Genomic DNA, 16,613 nt, shown 5'->3' on the forward strand with positions numbered 1-16,613 from the left:
CGGCAGCGAGAATAGCATTGGCAGGAGAGTACCTTTTTCAAAGCAAGAAGGCATTTTTACTGGAAGGAACGATGAAAGATGGAGGCAACAGCGAGGGCCCATACGAATATTGCCCTGATCAAGTACTGGGGGAAACGGGACGAAAAGCTTTTTCTCCCGATGAACAGCAGCCTGTCCATTACGCTGGACAGGTTTTATACGACAACAAAGGTGGCTTTTGATTCCGCTTTAAAGGCGGACGTGTTTTTTCTGAACGGAAAACCGGCCGTGGATGCTGAAACGACGAAAATTTCCCGCTTTATGGATAAGATCAGGGCATTTGCGGGAGAAAAAAGATATGCATATATAGAATCGCAAAACGAAGTGCCGATCGCTGCCGGGCTTGCCTCTTCCGCATCCGGCATGGCGGCGCTTGCGGCTGCGGCCGTTAAAGCGCTCGGCCTTGAGGTGGACGGGCGCACGCTGTCAATCTTGGCGCGCCAAGGTTCCGGGTCCGCCTGCCGCAGCATCTACGGCGGTTTTGTTGAGTGGCAAAAAGGTGAAAAAGCGGATGGCTCCGATTCACACGCGGTTCCGATTCTTGGCGAAGACGATTGGAATCTCAGCATTTTATCTTGCCTGGTGGAATCAAAGCAGAAAAAAATTTCGAGCAGGGAAGGGATGAAACGGACGGTCACCACGTCGCCGTTTTATAAAGCCTGGATGGAAACCGTGGAAAAAGATTTGGCCGCCGCAAAATCCGCGATTGCAGCGCGCGATTTTTCGCTTTTGGGGCGCGTGCTTGAAGCCAATGCGTTAAAAATGCATGCGACAACGATCAGCGCCGACCCGCCCTTTTTATACTGGCAAAGTGCGACGCTCGATGTTATGCAGGAAGTGGCGCTTTTGCGCGAACGCGGGATTGAAGCTTATTTTACAATTGACGCCGGGCCGAATGTAAAAGTGCTGTGTGAACGAAAAGATGAAGAGACGGTGTACAATGCGCTTGCAGCCGTCCCGTCCGTCCGCGAAGTGCTGGTTTGCCATCCGGGTCCGGGCATTCAATACGGCCCGTTTTAATTTTTTCCGGGACTTTGGAACGCCGGCAGGGAAGCTCCAAAACATCCATGTTAGGGCTTTCTTTCGTGATTATAAAATGCCGCTTTCCTTCTGCAGCTGCGGCTGAAAAACCATTTCGGCCTGTTTCGCGCTATTTGGCGGCGCCATGCCCGTAACCGGGTTGCGGCTGTGCGAATGGAACCCTTTTCACACGGCTTTTGGAAACACCTTGGGGGTTGCTTTTGACGCGGGAAACGCCCGGATTGCCGTTCGCCAGTTAGACAGAGGATGTGTCCGCAAAAGCGGATGCAGCAGGCGGGCATTGGACGCGATGTTTGCAAATTTGACGGGTAAACCGACCTAAAAAGGATTGAAAGAGATGAACGGGATGCAATTTCAAGTAAAGGCGCCGGGCAAATTGATGATTGCCGGCGAATATGCGGTCATTGAACCCGGTTGCCCTGCTGTGGTTGCCGCGGTAGACCGGTACATCACAATAGAGGTAAAAGAAAGCACGGAGAATCTTTTTTCTTTGCCGCAGATTGGCATTCCGCATGCAGCGTGGCGTGTGGAGAACGGGGAAGTCCGCTTTGACCACGATGACTCGAAACTCCGGTTTATCCAAAATGCACTCGCCGTTTTTTACCGGCTGCTTACGGAAAAATCGATACCGCTCCGCCCGCTTCACATCACGGTAACGAGTGAATTGGATGATCCCGCAACAGGGCAAAAATACGGGCTCGGTTCCAGTGCAGCGATTCTTTCTGCCGTCCTTGCCGCCCTTTTGCATGCCCATCAAGGGATGCCGGATACGAAGGAAGCGATTTTTAAACTGGCCGCCGTGGCCCATCTGAAAACACAGGGCAACGGGTCCGGCGCGGATCTTGCTGCTTCCGTGTACGGCGGCATGCTGAAATATGCCGCATTCAGGCCGGATTGGATTTTTTCCCGGTTGGAAGCGGGCTGCACGATTTCGGAATTGCTGGCAGAAACATGGCCGCATTTGGCCATTTCCAAATTGGAACTGCCCCCGGGCCTCATTTTTTGCACAGGCTGGACCGGGAAAGCGGTGGCAACCGGGCCGATGGTGGAGCGTATCGGCAAATTGCGGGAGGCGGCAACCGAAACATACACGGCATTTTTGCAAGAAAGTACCGCTGCAGTGGATAAACTGGCGGAAAGTTTCATGCAGCAGGATGCGGCCGGCGTATTTGAAAGTATCCGGCAAAACCGGCGTGCTTTGCAGAAGCTTGAAGCAGCAGCCCACACCGCCATTGAAACGGCGCCATTGAAGCAACTTGCAGACATTGCCGGCCGTTTCGGTGCCGGAAAATCATCGGGCTCGGGCGGCGGAGACTGCGGCATTGCATTTGCAGCGGGGGAAGAGAAAGCTGCCGCCTTGAAAGCAGCATGGGAAGCGGCAGGCATTACCCCGCTTGCGCTTCATATTTCTAAAAAAGGTGTGTCCATTATGGAGTGAAAATCCGCGGAAAGATGCGGATTTTTTGCTTTGCCGGGGAAACAATAGAAGTTCCAGCCCTAAGTATGCAGCATCCACGCCCCGTCTTAATCATTTGCTTCTCCGTTTTCTATTTGAAATAATGGAAGAAAACGAAAGGGGATGGACTGAATGAAAGTACTTGTTGCTGGCGCAAACGGCAAGATCGGTAAAATCCTTGTGGACCTTTTACAAAAAAGTGACCGCCATATCCCGCGCGCCATGGTGCGGAAAGAAGAACAGGCCCAATTTTTCAGGCAAAAAGGGGTGGATGCGGTCCTATCCGATTTGGAAGGCACCGTCGATGAGCTGGCGGAAGCGGCGAAGGGATGCGATTGCATTGTGTTTACCGCTGGTTCCGGCGGGCACACAGGCGCGGACAAAACGTTACTTGTCGATTTGGACGGTGCGGTGAAAACGATGGAGGCGGCAGAAAAAGCAGGCATCAGCCGTTTTGTTATCGTGAGTGCGCTCCAGGCCCACCACCGCGAAAATTGGAGTGAGGCCATCAAGCCGTATTATGTTGCCAAGCATTATGCAGACCGCGTGCTCCAGTCGACCAAGCTGAACTACACGATCATCCGTCCCGGTGGTTTGCTGAACGATCCCGGCACCGGAAAAATCGAAGCATCAGAAAACTTAAAACGCGGTACCATTCCGCGTGAAGACGTCGCGCGCACCATTCTTGCAAGCCTCGACGAACCGAAAACATACCGGAAAGCATTTGACCTCGTTTCGGGGAATACACCGATTGAGGAAGAGCTGAAACGCTTATAGAAATGTGCAAATCAAAAAAGTAGCGATTGTTGAAAACGCCTTACCCCCTGCTTCATTAAGAAGGGGGTTTAATATATGTCCCGGCTTGCTGGATGAATGCATTCAGCAAGCCCTACTTCATTTGTGTTTTGCTTTTTTCCTTTTTTTCGCTTGAAAACTTATGCCGGCTGTTTTTCATACCCCAACCATCCGATGCATTTTCTCCATTTGACTGTTCTATATTTCTCCGTTTGCCATAACCAAACTCTTCATAGTCTGAAAGAAAATTTTTTCTAGAATAATGGTGAAAAACCAAGAATTTTGGCAAATGCTCTGCATACTTTTTTGATTATTCCAATATGAAAAATATTTTCATCGGATTTTGCCGAAAAGTTTCCGCATCTTCTGCTATAATACGAGTGATGATGAGGATAAAATTTTTGAAATAAATACGAAGGGCGTGAACATGGAATGTCTTTAAAAAATGACACCTTGGTTTCTTAAGTAAAGAAACTGAAAAATTTGATTGGGAACATCCCTCAGAACAGTTAACTGCGAACGGCATGCAGAAAGTATTCCATGTCAAACGCAATACGGTCAGCACATACCTGAATCAATTGGTTAAGGAAAACCTGGTCATAAAAATCAATACAAGGCCTGTATATTTTTTAAGCCGGTCCGTTTTTGAGAAAAAATTTTTTAACATTCCGGCAAGCATCCTGGATAGTTTTCAGGAATTAAAGGAGTATGAACCGCCAAAAAATGACAAGCATGATCTATTTGATGAATGAATCGGTGCGGAAGGGAGTTTAAAAAAAGCCATCACACAAATTAAAACGTCCATTTTTTATCCGGGCGGCTTGCCGATTATGCTTTGCGGGCCGACTGGGGTAGGCAAAAGTTACACTGCGGAATTAATCTACAAATGCTGTGTGTAAAATGAGGTGTTGACCCCGCATGCCCCCTTTATCAGTTTTAACTGTGCGCAATATGCCAATAACCCCGAACTTTTATCCAGCAACTTATTTGGCTATATATTTACATGTTTTTAATAAATGAAGCACGCACTTTGAATTGTCCAATAAAAATGACGGACCGTGCCCTCGATGCCCTGGCAAAACATCATTATACAGGAAACATGGGAGACTTGAAAAATACGATCAAATATATTGTCGCTTTCTCTTTAGTGAAAAATCGAACGAAAGATGAGGTTTATATCACACTGCAGGACTTGCCGGAAAATGTCATTGAGAATGCCATCCCTTTTATTGACACAAAAATCAAAAAGGCGAATGAAGTCATGATTCAACCGGATTCAACATTGGAGCAACTGTATAAAACCAGCATTTCTCACATGCAGCTTATTAAAGGGACTTATGAAAAAATGATACAAATCTATCGTGAAGGGAAGGAGAAAAGTTTTTCCGGAAAAGAAATTGAACAAACGATCATGAATGAAGTTACAATTTTATTTGACAGTTTGATTTTTAATACATCAAAAGAAAAGGCTGATATCCTGCTTCAATTGATAACAGCAAACGTGCAAGAAACGATCCAGTACCTTGAAAAAAGCAATAACATCCGGTTTAACGGCAACAATATTTAGGGCTAGCAGAAAATACTGACCCTTCCAAATAAAACGCCTTCATCCCGCATTGTAAGCGCCCAAAACCCGGGCCGGCCCAAAGTTTTTTGGGCCGGCTTCTTTCCTTAGGCAAAGGCCTTTTCCAGCCTGTTTAAGCCTTCCATCAAAATTTTACGCGGGCAGGCGATGTTCATGCGGATGAAGCCTTCTCCGCCAGGGCCGAATTTGCTGCCGATTTCGACGCCGAGCTTTGCCTTTTTCCATAAACGGTCCTTCAATGCCTCTTCTTCCAGGCCGTATGCACGGCAGTCGAGCCATATTAAATACGTGCCTTCCGTTTCCATCACCCGGATTTCCGGCAGGCGTTCCGCGATGAACCGTGCCGCTGTATCAATATTTTCCTTCAAGTAAACGAGGAGCGCATCCAGCCATTCGCCGCCGTGCCGGTATGCCGCTTCCATGCCGACAATGCCAAATGTATTCAACGCGGATGTCCCGTTTACCGCCTGCACATCTTTGAACTTTTTGCGCAGTTCCGGGTTTGGAATGATGACGGCAGAAGCTTTGATCCCGGCCAGATTAAACGTTTTTGTCGGCGCAATGCAGGTGATGGTCATATCGCGGTACTTGTCTCCGAGCGAAGCAACCGGCACATGGGTATGCGGCGGGTATACAAGGTCGGAGTGGATTTCATCGGATAAAAACAAACAGTTATACTGCGCGCAAAGATCCGCCATTTTCACAAGCTCGTCTTTCGTCCAGACGCGCCCGCCCGGATTATGCGGATTGCAGCCTAAAAACAGCTTTGCCCCTTCTTTTAGCCGCGCTTCAACCTGCTCCCAGTCGATTTCAAACCGGTTTTCCGTAAGCTTCAGCTGCGCGTTTGCGACAACACGGCCGTTTTTTTCAACCATATGGAAAAACGGATGGTAGACCGGGGACATCAGCAGCACTTTATCGCCCGGTTCGGTAAATGCCTGAATGGCTGTGCTGATCGCCGGCACAATGCCAGTGCAGTATGCGATCCACGCCGGGGGGATGTCCCAGTTATGGCGCTTTTTCAGCCATGCCTGAATCGCTTCTGCAGTGGAATCCGGCACAAACGCATATCCGAGGATTTCGTGTTCAACCCGCTTTTTAATCGCTTCCGCCACTTCATGCGGCGGGTTGAAATCCATATCGGCCACCCACATCGGGAGCACACCTTCCTCCCCGAAGACCTGTTTGACCTGTTCCCATTTAACAGAAGTGGTATTTTTCCTCTCAATGACTGTATCAAAATCAAACAAAACCATCACCATCCTGATATTCATCTTCTTCCCATTTTACCACACAAAAGCAGATGAATATTCATTTTCGGATGGAAGGGCTATAATGAAAAATAAGTATTCCAATTGGGAAAAGGAGTGTCCTTTATGTCGTATTATGAAAAAGATAAGCTCAAACATCTATCGAAATTAAAAGACCTTGCGCCGGAACAGGCGGCTGCTTTTGACCGTCTCAATGCCGAAGTGTTTAAAGACGGCGCCGTTTCCGCCCGGGACAAAGAAATCATTGCGGTCGCCGTGGCCCATGCGACAAAATGCCCGTATTGCCTTGACATTCATACGAAAAAAGCAAAAGCGGTCGGTGCCAGTCTCGAAGAACTTATAGAAGCGGCATTTGTGGCAGCAGCGCTGGAAGCAGGTGGCGCAGTGGCCCACAGTGTCCATATGCAGCTTGCCCTGATTGAAGATGCCGGTGATACGATTTACAAAAAATCCAATATGAAAAAACTATCCAACATGAACCATCTTGCCAAAGACGGCTTTGCGGCCTACAATGCGTTCGGTGCTGCTGCCATGAAAGCCGGCAAACTGCCCGCACTTGTCAAAGAACTGGCTGCTGTTGCGGTCGCCCATATTACCGAGTGCCCGTATTGCATTGACTATCATTCCAAACAGGCGCAAAAAGCGGGCGCAACGGAAGAACAGCTTGCGGAAGCCATCCTTGTTGCAGGCGCGCTCGCAGCAGGGGGTGCCTATACGCATATCGCCAATATGATTGACAGCTACGAAAGCTGACCCGGGCGTCGGAAGAAAAGCTTTTGAACGCAGGGTTTTTGCAGGCGGCGCCTCCATTTAAACGGGAGTATGGCCGGTAAAAGCAGATGAAAACTGCACAGCGGAAGAACGGCTTGCGGAGCCGGTCCCGTATGAGATGAAAAGTCTGCGAGCGTTTTTTTACGGTGAAAAGGGCAGCAGGGGAGCTTCAACTTGCTGCCCTGTTTTTTAATGATAAATTCCAAAAGTATACATAGACAAGACCGGCAAAATTTGTGATAGTAAGGATATGAATTTTTTCCAAAACAGGAGTGGACAAAATGAGAGCAATTTTGACAGTAATCGGCAAAGACCAGGTTGGCATCATAGCCGGTGTCAGCACACAGCTGGCAGAACTGAAGATTAATATTCTCGATGTCAGCCAGACGATCATGAGCGGGTATTTCACCATGATGATGATGCTAGATTTGTCGAATGCTGAAGCGAATTTTGATGAAATCAAACAAGCCCTTGCAAAAAAAGGCGAGGCACTGCAAGTTCAAATCAAAATTCAGCGCGAGGAAATTTTCCAATCGATGCACAGCTTGTAAAAACGGGGGAAAATCATGGAAACGAAACAAATACTTGAAACCATCCGGATGATTGAAGAAGAAAAACTCGATATCCGCACCATCACAATGGGCATTTCGCTCCTCGATTGCATTGACGCGGACGGGGAAAAGGCGCGCCGGAAGATTTATGATAAAATTACGCGATTGGCAGAAAACCTTGTCCAAACCGGGGAAGAGATTGAATCGGAATACGGTATCCCGATCATTAACAAACGGATCTCGGTAACGCCGATTTCCCTCATCGCCGGGGCAACGGACGAAAAAGATTACATTGCTTTTGCCAAAACACTTGATGCGGCTGCGAAAAAAGTCGGTGTTCATTTTATCGGCGGCTTTTCGGCGCTGGTGCAAAAAGGCTGCCACAAAGGCGATAAAATATTGATCGATTCGATTCCGCGGGCATTGGCGGAAACCGAACGGGTTTGCGCTTCTGTCAATGTCGGCTCGACACGTTCCGGCATTAACATGAATGCGGTCCGTGATATGGGTGTGATCATTAAAAAGACGGCCGGGCTGACCGCGGATACGCAAGGGCTCGGCTGTGCAAAACTCGTTGTGTTCGCGAATGCGGTGGAGGACAATCCGTTTATGGCCGGCGCGTTCCACGGGGTCGGTGAAGCGGATGTCGTCATCAATGTCGGCGTCAGCGGCCCGGGTGTGGTGAAACGCGCCCTTGAAAAAGTGAAAGGCGAACCGTTTGATGTCGTTGCGGAGACGGTAAAGAAAACGGCATTTAAAATTACGCGGATGGGACAGCTCGTCGGCATGGAAGCATCCAAACGGCTTGGCGTTCCGTTTGGTATTGTCGACTTGTCGCTTGCCCCGACACCGGCTGTTGGCGACTCTGTAGCCCATATTTTGGAGGAAATGGGCCTTGAATCCGTGGGTACGCACGGAACAACGGCGGCGCTCGCTTTGCTGAATGATGCCGTGAAAAAAGGCGGTGTCATGGCATGCGGCCATGTTGGCGGCTTAAGCGGCGCATTCATCCCGGTTTCTGAAGACGCCGGCATGATTGATGCGGTCAACCGCGGGTCCTTGAATCTCGAAAAACTGGAGGCGATGACCTCGATCTGCTCCGTCGGACTTGATATGATCGCGATCCCGGGCGACGTACCGGCAGAAACGATTTCGGCGATGGTCGCAGACGAAGCTGCAATTGGTGTCATCAACAATAAAACGACAGCGGTCCGGATCATTCCAGCACCGGGCACAAACGTCGGTGACCGCGTCGAATTCGGCGGCCTGCTCGGCCATGCGCCGGTAATGGGCGTCCATTCCTTGTCATCAGCGGACTTCATTGCCCGCGGCGGCAGAATCCCGGCCCCGATTCACTCATTTAAAAACTGAGCGCTTGAAAAAGCACCACCAAAATAGAAAAGGCGTTGAGACACTCCGCTATTTGTGTTTCAACGCTTTTTTTGCAAGCTATATGTTGTATGCACGGAAAATACAAAATTACTTTTTCAGTGGCCCCTTTCTTTTTCATATACGGTGGCCTAAAACCGGGATGAAATGGCGATCACTAGATCGAGTGGAAACAAAATTGTGCAATGGACAAGAAAAACTAAGTAGGGCTTGCTGAACGAATCAAATTTGGTCAGATACAAGCCAAATTCCGATTATCAAAATATAAAATAGTGTTGTGTAAAAATTTCAAAAAAAGAACCCTGAGCTTGCGCTCCAGATTCAGTATGAGGAATTGAAGGGCTACTACTGTTTCGCTGGTCTCCTGAAGGCGTGCTCGAATAAGGCCCAGCCCATACTTGCGCTTGCCTTCGCCAAATTTGCCTTCAACGGCATTACGTTCAGAGGCATCCTGCCTTGCGACGCGTTCCAAGGTTTTGTCTTCCGTTCTGGATGGGCGTCCTAACCTTGGCCCACTCAGACGAATGCCAAGAGATTTGCAGTATGCCAGATTATTACGGTTTCGGTAAATTTTATCTGCCAAGATCGCTTCCGGATAAAATCCGAACCGGTTGTAGTAGTTTTCAACAGATTCCTTGAGAGTGGTCCCTTCATTGTAATTTTCCCAGTCGAGGTGCTCAATCAAGGCATAACCATCTACGACACTGATGGCGACTTTTGAACCGAACTCCACGTTCGCTTTTGCCTTGCCGCGCACAATTGGACGGACATGTGGCTGGGAAATGCTTACAATCCGGTGGTCAACCCGGTGTGTTTTCTTTTTGTACATTTCTGCCTGTTGGCGGTAAAGTTCATGAATCACGAGAAGTTGCCTGTATTCATCTTTGCTTAAAAGAGACAGAGAGCTTTGGGAAACAAGATTTTTAATGATCTCCAGATCTCGTTTCACATATCCGAGCTGTTTGCCTACAGCTTTCCGGATTTTCCGGGCGCCAGCTTTACGTTGCTTAGCGACAGAAAGATAGTCCTTGCGGGCTCTTTTTCTGTAGGTCCGTGGCTTACGTAATTTCCCTTTGTGTGGTTCATGCAGGACATCAATGATATGTTCCAATTTCTCACGGGCTTCGTTCAACAACCCGAGGTCTGTAGGGTAAGCAATATCAGCCGGTGCACAGGTTGCGTCCAAAATGAGCTTTCCTCTGTTCTTCGTTTTGGGAGAAGCCGATTCAGTTGAATGCTTTTCTGAATCGGAACCGGAAGGCTGAAGATCGCCACGATCATGATCATGATCATTACGATCTTCATCATCATGATCGTCATCGTCGTGATCCTGATCATCATTGTTGTCGTTTTCCTTAGATGCTTCTTCCAATTGGCGTTTTTGTTCTTCCAGAACGATCCATTCATTCAGTTCGTTGATGATATTTGCGCCCAAACGTTTTCTAAAACGAGTCATCAGAGAATGGTCGAATGGGGCTTTTTCCTGGAATTCAGGCAAGCCGATAAAATACTGAAGATACGGGTTTTCTGTGATCTGTTCGACTGTTTCCCGGTCAGACAGCCCAAGCCGTTCTTTGATATAAAGAGCCCCAAGAGCGATTCTGACAGAATAAGCCTTTTCGCCTTTGAATTTCTTCTTGAAGGACTTGGCATACTTTTCTTCGGCCATCCACCAAGGAATCATTTCAGCAAGACGGACCCAGCGATTTTCTTTATTTAGGGCTTGCTGAACGAATCCGATTATGGCTTGTATCTGATTTGTCAGCAAGCTCTACCTCAATATCATAGGAGAATGCATCTGCGAAAATGCTTTATTCTGTCCTCTCTGTATGTTGAATCAGCTTTAGAGTGCAAAGTTTTTCCTGCATTTTTTATAAAACCCTTGCATTTAAAGTTCGGCCAAAGCTGTCAGTATCCTTACCAAGTCTAGGACTTTTGCTTATTCAGCAAGCCTATTTAATTTCCCACCGAATGGTAGAAAAAAATCATCTACAAAAGTTAATTGATGTTCGGTCTTTTTGTACATCGTAACAGCCTCCAAGTGCAAGGTTTTTTACGTGTTTCCTTTGAAATCCTTACACTTTATATTCGACAAAAGTAGCCAAAATCCTTGTCAAATCTGGAATTTTTGCTTATTCAGCAAGCCCTAAATATACTTCCTCATACTTGATGGTTCGCCAAAGCCTTTCGGTAATGATATTGTCAAGGGCTCTTTTTTTGCCGTCCATGCTGATTTTAATCGTGTTCTCAAGCACCAGATCCGTGTATTTGGGACTGGTAAAATGGCTGACCTGATCACTGTTTAAGATCTCTGGCCTGGCGACTAAGAATGCCCGTTTCACTGCTTCCAGCACAAAGTCGATCTCAAGGGTTTGGTCTATCTCCCAGCTAACGACATAGCGGGAATACCAGTCAATGAGCGCCACCAGGTACATCCAACTTTTTTGAAGCCGGATATAAGTAATGTCAATACCCCACACGTGATTAGGGTGTGTAATCTTCAAGTTTCTAAGAAGGTACGGGTATATTCGGTGTTCAAGACTGCGCTTACTCAGGTTTGGACCAGGTGTGATCCCGGCGATTCCCATTTCCCTCATGTGGCGCTGTACAGCCTTTCGGTTGATGACCAAACCTTCGGCATTCAGTAAAGCAGCAATGCGCCTGGAGCCGTAATAGGGATGTTTGGTGTAGATTTCATCAATCCGATGTTTGATAAACAATTCTTCAGGAGACGGCCCGACTGGCTTGTAGTACAGGCTTGAACGGTTCAGACTCAAAAGATCGGCCTGGATGGAAATTGGCAGTTTTGCTTCGTCATCCCAGTCGACCATTTCAACTCGTTCTGCTCTACTCCTTAATTCCAGATTTTTTTAAGCCACGACAACTGCGTGGTTAGGCGGCCGACTTCCGCATAGAGACTTTCAATGATCTGTTCATACTCGGCTTTCATTTTTTCAACTTTTTTGTTGCCTTTTTCAAAGACTTTTGGCATCTGTTCAAGAAAAGCATTTCTCCATTGGCGAATTTGATTCACATGGATTCCATGAGCAGAAGCAATTTCGTTCATCGTTTTTTCTTCTTTTAAGACCTCTAGCACGACTTGAGTTTTAAATTCAGGCGTATAACTTTTTCTCATAAACCTACTTTAACAGCTCCTCATTTTGTGTCTAGTTTTATGGGTCCATTATAGTCACAGTCAATTCCTTTCTTTTTGTTATTGGAAAGGCAAATAATCTACCTCGAAGTGAACAGTCTCACATATTGCTACATCGAGTAATTGTAAAACTTCCCATTCAAATTCGGATAATGCTAAATCAGAATGGCAAATCCATTCTTTTCCAGGTGAAACATACCAATTACTACATTTTGTAGTGAGGTAGCTTCAAGCTCAGGAATTATAGGACAATCTTCGAAATTAATAATATATACCTTTTCAAAGCCTGATCTAAAAATCGGATAACAAATTATTACATTCTCAGGTGATATTACTCTATCACATGAGTTTCTGCTACTTTCTTATACCAATGTGCTGATTTCTTAGGATAGCGTTCTTGCGTATCAAAGTCTACATAGAACAATCCATAACGTTTTTCATAACCATTTGACCATGAGAAAACGTCCATAAGTGACCAAATGAAGTAACCTTTAACATTTGCACCATCCGCAATCGCGTCTGATAAAACTTCCAAGTGTTGCTTCACGTAATCAATACGATAATCATCATAAACAGTATTATCTACAAACTCATCTTTGTATCCGAGACCGTTTTCAGTGATGTAAATCTTCTTGTAATTCGGATAATCATTTTTCACTCGCATGATTTGGTCATACAAGCCTTCAGGATAAATAATCCAATCCCAGTCTGTGCGTGGAACATAGTCAGGAGCTACTCGACGACCAACACCCTTAATTTGGTACTTAGAGCTTCCTTTTTCACCCTTACCATTGTGAATGATTTCAGTCTCACCATCAAAAGCTTGCATCCAATCACTCATGTAATAGTTGATACCAAGGAAATCATTCAAATCTTTTGCTGCTTCAAGTGCTTGGAAGTCTTCATCACGAAGATCAAGTTCTCCACCATTCTCAGCTAGGATATGGTTGACACCTTCCATCGTTTTATCTGAGTAGTGCCCAAGATATGTTGCATCCAAGATAAATTTGTTATGGATGATGTCTTCAAGTTCAGCAGCACGAACATCTGCTGGATTTTCCGGATCATAAGGGTATTTAGTTGGTAAAGCATGAACAACACCAATTTCACCTTTATAACCTTTATCCTTATACAATTTTACAGCACGTGCATGAGAGACCATCATGTTGTGATGTGATTGGAAGACTTTGGCAAGATCATATTTAATGCCTGGAGGGAATTTACCAACCAAGTATTGACCATCACCAATTGGGCCAATTTCATTGAAAGTTGTCCAGTAGTTTACTTCTGGAAACTCTTCAAAACAGAAAGCGGCATAATCTACAAAATGTTCTATATTTTCGCGGTTTAAGAAATCTCCATTTGAATGAAGAGCTTCTGGTGTGTCAAAATGATGCAAAGTCACAAATGGTTCAACATGACGCTTGTGGCATTCAGCAAATAGTTTATGGTAGAATTCAACACCTTTTTCATTTACTTCACCGTAACCCGTTGGGAAAATACGAGACCAGGCAATAGAAATACGAATACCATTAATACCATATTCTTCAGCTAATTGTAAATCAACTGGGTATTTATGGTAAAAATCACTTGCGGGTTCTGCTGTATACCAATAATTGTCTTCAAGATACTTATCCCATGCTACTGGGCCCTTACCATCTGTGTGAGTTGCACCTTCTGCTTGATAAGCAGCTGTAGCACCACCAAAAATAAAATCTTTAGGAAGTGTTTTAGTCATAAGTGTCAGTCCTTTCAAAAAAGCATTTGAGACGAGATTATGTGTTCTGAAAACCAAGGAAATGAAATGATATGGTTAACACTGTGTTGAGCAAATGGAATGAGCGATCTCGTCTCAAATAACTTTTACAAATTTATTAATCAAACTGTTGTTGAACAAATGCAAGAGCAGCTTGTCCGTCACGTGTCAATTTGATATATTGAGATCCTTCAGTTTTTGCAAGTTTAATGCCCAATTTATCTGTTTCAGCCTTCATATCATCGAAGTTTGAAGCGACCTGTGGAGCCAAGATTACCAAGTCAAACTCTGGCAACATTTCACGGTGAGCACCGTAACTACCCGCTGCCGCCTTGACTGGAACATTGTATTCTGCTGCTGCTTTGTTCAAGGCATTGGCAAGCAAGCCACTTGTACCTCCACCTGCACAAAGAACAAGGACATTAGTTTCTTTTGTGATATTATTGTTTGCTGCTACATCTTCTTTAGCAACGCCTGCTTTTCCAAGAACGGCATCTGCTTTAGCAGTATTGAAGTTTGCAGCTACTTTTTCTTTAAGAGCATCGTTTCTTTTACCAGAACGTTCTTCTTCAAGAATTTGTTCATCGTATACCTTAACAAATGGGTAATAAATGATAGTATCAACAACTACCAAGAGTCCGGCTAGGATAAATGATAGAACTTGGAAGTTAGTACCGAGTACAATTCCCAACGGACCAGGAGTAACCCATGGAAGGTTGACAGAAAATGAGTTCATGTTCAATGTGTCAACAAAGAATTTAAAGATCCAAACGTTGACAATCGGAGCGAAAATGAACGGTATAAAGAAAATCGGATTCAATACGATTGGTGCACCAAATAAGATTGGCTCATTAACCCCAAAGAATGTTGGAACAACTGAGGCACGTCCGATGAAACGGTTACGTTCTGATTTACAAATCCACATGAACAAGAATGGAACAACCAATGTAGCTCCTGTTCCACCCATGGTAACAATAAACATTTGAGTACCAGTAGTGATAACTCTATCTGCATGTTGTCCAGCTTGAATAAGATGCAAGTTGACATCGATATTGGCATAAGTGATAGCAGCGATTGCTGGTTCGACAATTGAAGGACCGTGGATACCAACAAACCAGAAGAAGGCATAAGCACCAAAGATAAGTGTAATTCCAAGGTACCCATCTGCAGCTGAGAAGAGAGGAGCAAGAAGGGTACCAATTGATTCTGCAACAGTTACACCAAGAGTTCCTTTAACAAGGAGTTGAAGTCCATATAGGAGAACAACTGAGACTGTGAACGGAATCAAATCCTTAAATACTTGAGAGATATTTGGTGGAACCTCTTCAGGCATACGAATGGTAACATTATTTTTTACACAGACTTTATAAACATTAACTGTCACAAAGGCTGCGATAAATGCTGTCAAGAGACCTTTTGTACCCATGAAGGCTGTCAAGAAGCCTCCTTCTTTAGCAGGTTCAGCTGCCATCAAAAGGAAACCAACCATAGACGCTAGCATTGTAGACAAGAAGTTAATTTGATTAGTCGCAGGTAGGTCACGGTTCATCGAGTCCGTCAAAGCTTTCGCGGTAGTACCACCAACAAAGAATGCTAGGATACCCATTGAATAGTTATAAGGAGTCATCAAGAAAGTTTCAACTCCTTTAGACCAGTGAAAGCCCCAAGCATTTGGCACATAGGCAATCAAGATAAAGATTGATGAGAAAAGGATGATTGGCATACCAGCGATAAATCCATCACGAATAGCACGGAGATAGATGTTTCGAGAAATTTTCTCAAAGAACGGTTTCCCTTTCTCGATAAGTTCAATGAGTTTATGCATTATTTTGCACCTCTTTTATAAAGTTCGATAAGGTGATGAATCACATCTTTTAACAAGACCGTAGTCATCAAGTGATCCTGACCATGCATCATAGTAACACTGTATGGAAGTTCTTCCCCAGCAGCTTCTCGAGCCAACATATCTGTCTGAGAATTGTGAGCCTCTGCAATGCAACTTCCTGCTTCTTCTACAAGACTATCTGCCTTAGCGAAGTCACCATTTTCAGCTGCTTTAAGCGCTTCTAAAAGTTTAGAGCGAGCGTCGCCAGCGTAGGCAACAATTTCAAACCCTAAAAGAGTCATCTCTTCTCTATTCATAACATTATCCTCCGTGTTGTATTTTTACTATACTTTAGTTCAGACTCAAAAGATCGGCCTGGATGGAAATTGGCAGTTTTGCTTCGTCATCCCAGTCGACCATTTCAACTCGTTCTGCTCTACTCCTTAATTCCAGATTTTTTTAAGCCACGACAACTGCGTGGTTAGGCGGCCGACTTCCGCATAGAGACTTTCAATGATCTGTTCATACTCGGCTTTCATTTTTTCAACTTTTTTGTTGCCTTTTTCAAAGACTTTTGGCATCTGTTCAAGAAAAGCATTTCTCCATTGGCGAATTTGATTCACATGGATTCCATGAGCAGAAGCAATTTCGTTCATCGTTTTTTCTTCTTTTAAGACCTCTAGCACGACTTGAGTTTTAAATTCAGGCGTATAACTTTTTCTCATAAACCTACTTTAACAGCTCCTCATTTTGTGTCTAGTTTTATGGGTCCATTATACTTAAATCTAATCCCGTTGGAAAATGGGCTTCCCTTTCAATTAGTGCGTTTGTGTATTCCGGTTTGACTAATCCCTTTTCCAACAACCTGCTGCCAACGCTTTCAAAGAGTTCGCGCTGTGTGGTAACGTTTTCGAAGAAGATTAACTTCTCGTTAAATAATTCATTCAGCTCGCTCATGACTGATCATCCTCCTTTCAAAA

The 16,613-nt window shown here is 45.3% G+C and carries 15 protein-coding genes and 2 pseudogenes; 8 read left to right on the forward strand and 9 right to left on the reverse strand.

Features of this window, described 5'->3' with window-relative positions:
- Window positions 1-78 precede the first annotated feature (78 nt).
- From mvaD to NST20_RS01590, 5 genes are all read left to right on the forward strand, one after another.
- On the forward strand, window positions 79-1,059 hold the full coding sequence (gene mvaD, locus NST20_RS01570) for a diphosphomevalonate decarboxylase (RefSeq protein ID WP_342399911.1): 981 nt from the start codon (window positions 79-81) through the stop codon (window positions 1,057-1,059).
- 358 nt (window positions 1,060-1,417) lie between these two features.
- Entirely contained in the window at window positions 1,418-2,518 is a 1,101-nt protein-coding gene (locus NST20_RS01575) for a phosphomevalonate kinase (RefSeq protein WP_019720116.1), read from the forward strand.
- A 150-nt stretch (window positions 2,519-2,668) separates the two neighbouring features.
- Complete coding sequence (locus tag NST20_RS01580; protein WP_340702219.1) at window positions 2,669-3,313, forward strand: SDR family oxidoreductase; 645 nt, start codon at window positions 2,669-2,671, stop codon at window positions 3,311-3,313.
- A 542-nt stretch (window positions 3,314-3,855) separates the two neighbouring features.
- Window positions 3,856-4,083 (forward strand): hypothetical protein, encoded by a 228-nt coding sequence (locus NST20_RS01585; protein WP_342399912.1) that lies wholly within the window; start codon window positions 3,856-3,858, stop codon window positions 4,081-4,083.
- A gap of 278 nt (window positions 4,084-4,361) precedes the next feature.
- Window positions 4,362-4,898, forward strand: a complete 537-nt coding sequence (locus tag NST20_RS01590) for a hypothetical protein (RefSeq protein WP_342399913.1) — start codon at window positions 4,362-4,364, stop codon at window positions 4,896-4,898.
- Between the two features lie 104 nt (window positions 4,899-5,002).
- On the opposite strand, the gene NST20_RS01595 is transcribed toward NST20_RS01590, so the two are convergent.
- A complete protein-coding gene (locus NST20_RS01595; RefSeq protein ID WP_342400394.1) occupies window positions 5,003-6,172 on the reverse strand; it encodes a MalY/PatB family protein in 1,170 nt (389 codons plus the stop codon).
- A gap of 120 nt (window positions 6,173-6,292) precedes the next feature.
- Between NST20_RS01595 and NST20_RS01600 the strand changes: the two genes are divergently transcribed.
- From NST20_RS01600 to NST20_RS01610, 3 genes are all read left to right on the forward strand, one after another.
- Complete coding sequence (locus NST20_RS01600; protein WP_342399914.1) at window positions 6,293-6,940, forward strand: carboxymuconolactone decarboxylase family protein; 648 nt, start codon at window positions 6,293-6,295, stop codon at window positions 6,938-6,940.
- A 299-nt stretch (window positions 6,941-7,239) separates the two neighbouring features.
- A complete protein-coding gene (locus NST20_RS01605) occupies window positions 7,240-7,509 on the forward strand; it encodes an ACT domain-containing protein (RefSeq protein WP_013858224.1) in 270 nt (89 codons plus the stop codon).
- Window positions 7,510-7,524: 15 nt separating this feature from the next.
- A complete protein-coding gene (locus NST20_RS01610) occupies window positions 7,525-8,880 on the forward strand; it encodes a PFL family protein (protein ID WP_342399915.1) in 1,356 nt (451 codons plus the stop codon).
- Between the two features lie 250 nt (window positions 8,881-9,130).
- On the opposite strand, the gene NST20_RS01615 is transcribed toward NST20_RS01610, so the two are convergent.
- The 8 genes and pseudogenes from NST20_RS01615 to NST20_RS01650 form a co-directional block, all read right to left on the reverse strand.
- Entirely contained in the window at window positions 9,131-10,666 is a 1,536-nt protein-coding gene (locus NST20_RS01615) for an IS5 family transposase (RefSeq protein WP_342399916.1), read from the reverse strand.
- Window positions 10,667-11,045: 379 nt separating this feature from the next.
- Window positions 11,046-12,034 (reverse strand): annotated as a pseudogene (locus NST20_RS01620) (IS3 family transposase); the annotation flags it as partial.
- A gap of 78 nt (window positions 12,035-12,112) precedes the next feature.
- Window positions 12,113-12,384 (reverse strand): annotated as a pseudogene (locus NST20_RS01625) (DUF3884 family protein).
- The gene (gene lacG / locus NST20_RS01630) at window positions 12,384-13,790 is read right to left on the reverse strand and encodes a 6-phospho-beta-galactosidase (RefSeq protein WP_342399917.1); all 1,407 of its coding nucleotides are present in this window, start codon (window positions 13,788-13,790) and stop codon (window positions 12,384-12,386) included. The pseudogene NST20_RS01625 and the gene lacG overlap by 1 nt, the downstream one beginning before the upstream one ends.
- Before the next feature lie 136 nt (window positions 13,791-13,926).
- The gene (locus NST20_RS01635) at window positions 13,927-15,633 is read right to left on the reverse strand and encodes a lactose-specific PTS transporter subunit EIIC (protein WP_342399918.1); all 1,707 of its coding nucleotides are present in this window, start codon (window positions 15,631-15,633) and stop codon (window positions 13,927-13,929) included.
- Entirely contained in the window at window positions 15,633-15,950 is a 318-nt protein-coding gene (locus NST20_RS01640) for a PTS lactose/cellobiose transporter subunit IIA (RefSeq protein ID WP_342399919.1), read from the reverse strand. The genes NST20_RS01635 and NST20_RS01640 overlap by 1 nt, the downstream gene beginning before the upstream one ends.
- Window positions 15,951-16,076: 126 nt before the next feature.
- Window positions 16,077-16,358 carry a transposase gene (locus NST20_RS01645; RefSeq protein WP_342399920.1) on the reverse strand — a complete coding sequence of 94 codons (282 nt, stop codon included), beginning with the start codon at window positions 16,356-16,358 and terminating at the stop codon, window positions 16,077-16,079.
- 37 nt (window positions 16,359-16,395) lie between these two features.
- Entirely contained in the window at window positions 16,396-16,590 is a 195-nt protein-coding gene (locus NST20_RS01650) for a PTS sugar transporter subunit IIA (protein WP_342399921.1), read from the reverse strand.
- Window positions 16,591-16,613 lie beyond the last annotated feature (23 nt).

This window comes from Weizmannia sp. FSL W8-0676 (assembly GCF_038593015.1).
Classification (GTDB): domain Bacteria; phylum Bacillota; class Bacilli; order Bacillales; family Bacillaceae_C; genus Weizmannia; species Weizmannia coagulans.

Bases quoted from the DNA above. Each gene is read 5' to 3' on its own strand.
- NST20_RS01610 (WP_342399915.1), top strand. From the start codon at position 7,525: ATGGAAACGAAACAAATACTTGAAACCATCCGGATGATTGAAGAAGAA.
- NST20_RS01585 (WP_342399912.1), top strand. From the start codon at position 3,856: ATGCAGAAAGTATTCCATGTCAAACGCAATACGGTCAGCACATACCTG.
- NST20_RS01575 (WP_019720116.1), top strand. From the start codon at position 1,418: ATGAACGGGATGCAATTTCAAGTAAAGGCGCCGGGCAAATTGATGATT.
- NST20_RS01580 (WP_340702219.1), top strand. From the start codon at position 2,669: ATGAAAGTACTTGTTGCTGGCGCAAACGGCAAGATCGGTAAAATCCTT.
- NST20_RS01595 (WP_342400394.1), bottom strand. From the start codon at position 6,172: ATGGTTTTGTTTGATTTTGATACAGTCATTGAGAGGAAAAATACCACT.
- NST20_RS01635 (WP_342399918.1), bottom strand. From the start codon at position 15,633: ATGCATAAACTCATTGAACTTATCGAGAAAGGGAAACCGTTCTTTGAG.
- NST20_RS01605 (WP_013858224.1), top strand. From the start codon at position 7,240: ATGAGAGCAATTTTGACAGTAATCGGCAAAGACCAGGTTGGCATCATA.
- mvaD (WP_342399911.1), top strand. From the start codon at position 79: ATGGAGGCAACAGCGAGGGCCCATACGAATATTGCCCTGATCAAGTAC.
- NST20_RS01645 (WP_342399920.1), bottom strand. From the start codon at position 16,358: ATGAGAAAAAGTTATACGCCTGAATTTAAAACTCAAGTCGTGCTAGAG.
- NST20_RS01650 (WP_342399921.1), bottom strand. From the start codon at position 16,590: ATGAGCGAGCTGAATGAATTATTTAACGAGAAGTTAATCTTCTTCGAA.
- lacG (WP_342399917.1), bottom strand. From the start codon at position 13,790: ATGACTAAAACACTTCCTAAAGATTTTATTTTTGGTGGTGCTACAGCT.
- NST20_RS01600 (WP_342399914.1), top strand. From the start codon at position 6,293: ATGTCGTATTATGAAAAAGATAAGCTCAAACATCTATCGAAATTAAAA.
- NST20_RS01640 (WP_342399919.1), bottom strand. From the start codon at position 15,950: ATGAATAGAGAAGAGATGACTCTTTTAGGGTTTGAAATTGTTGCCTAC.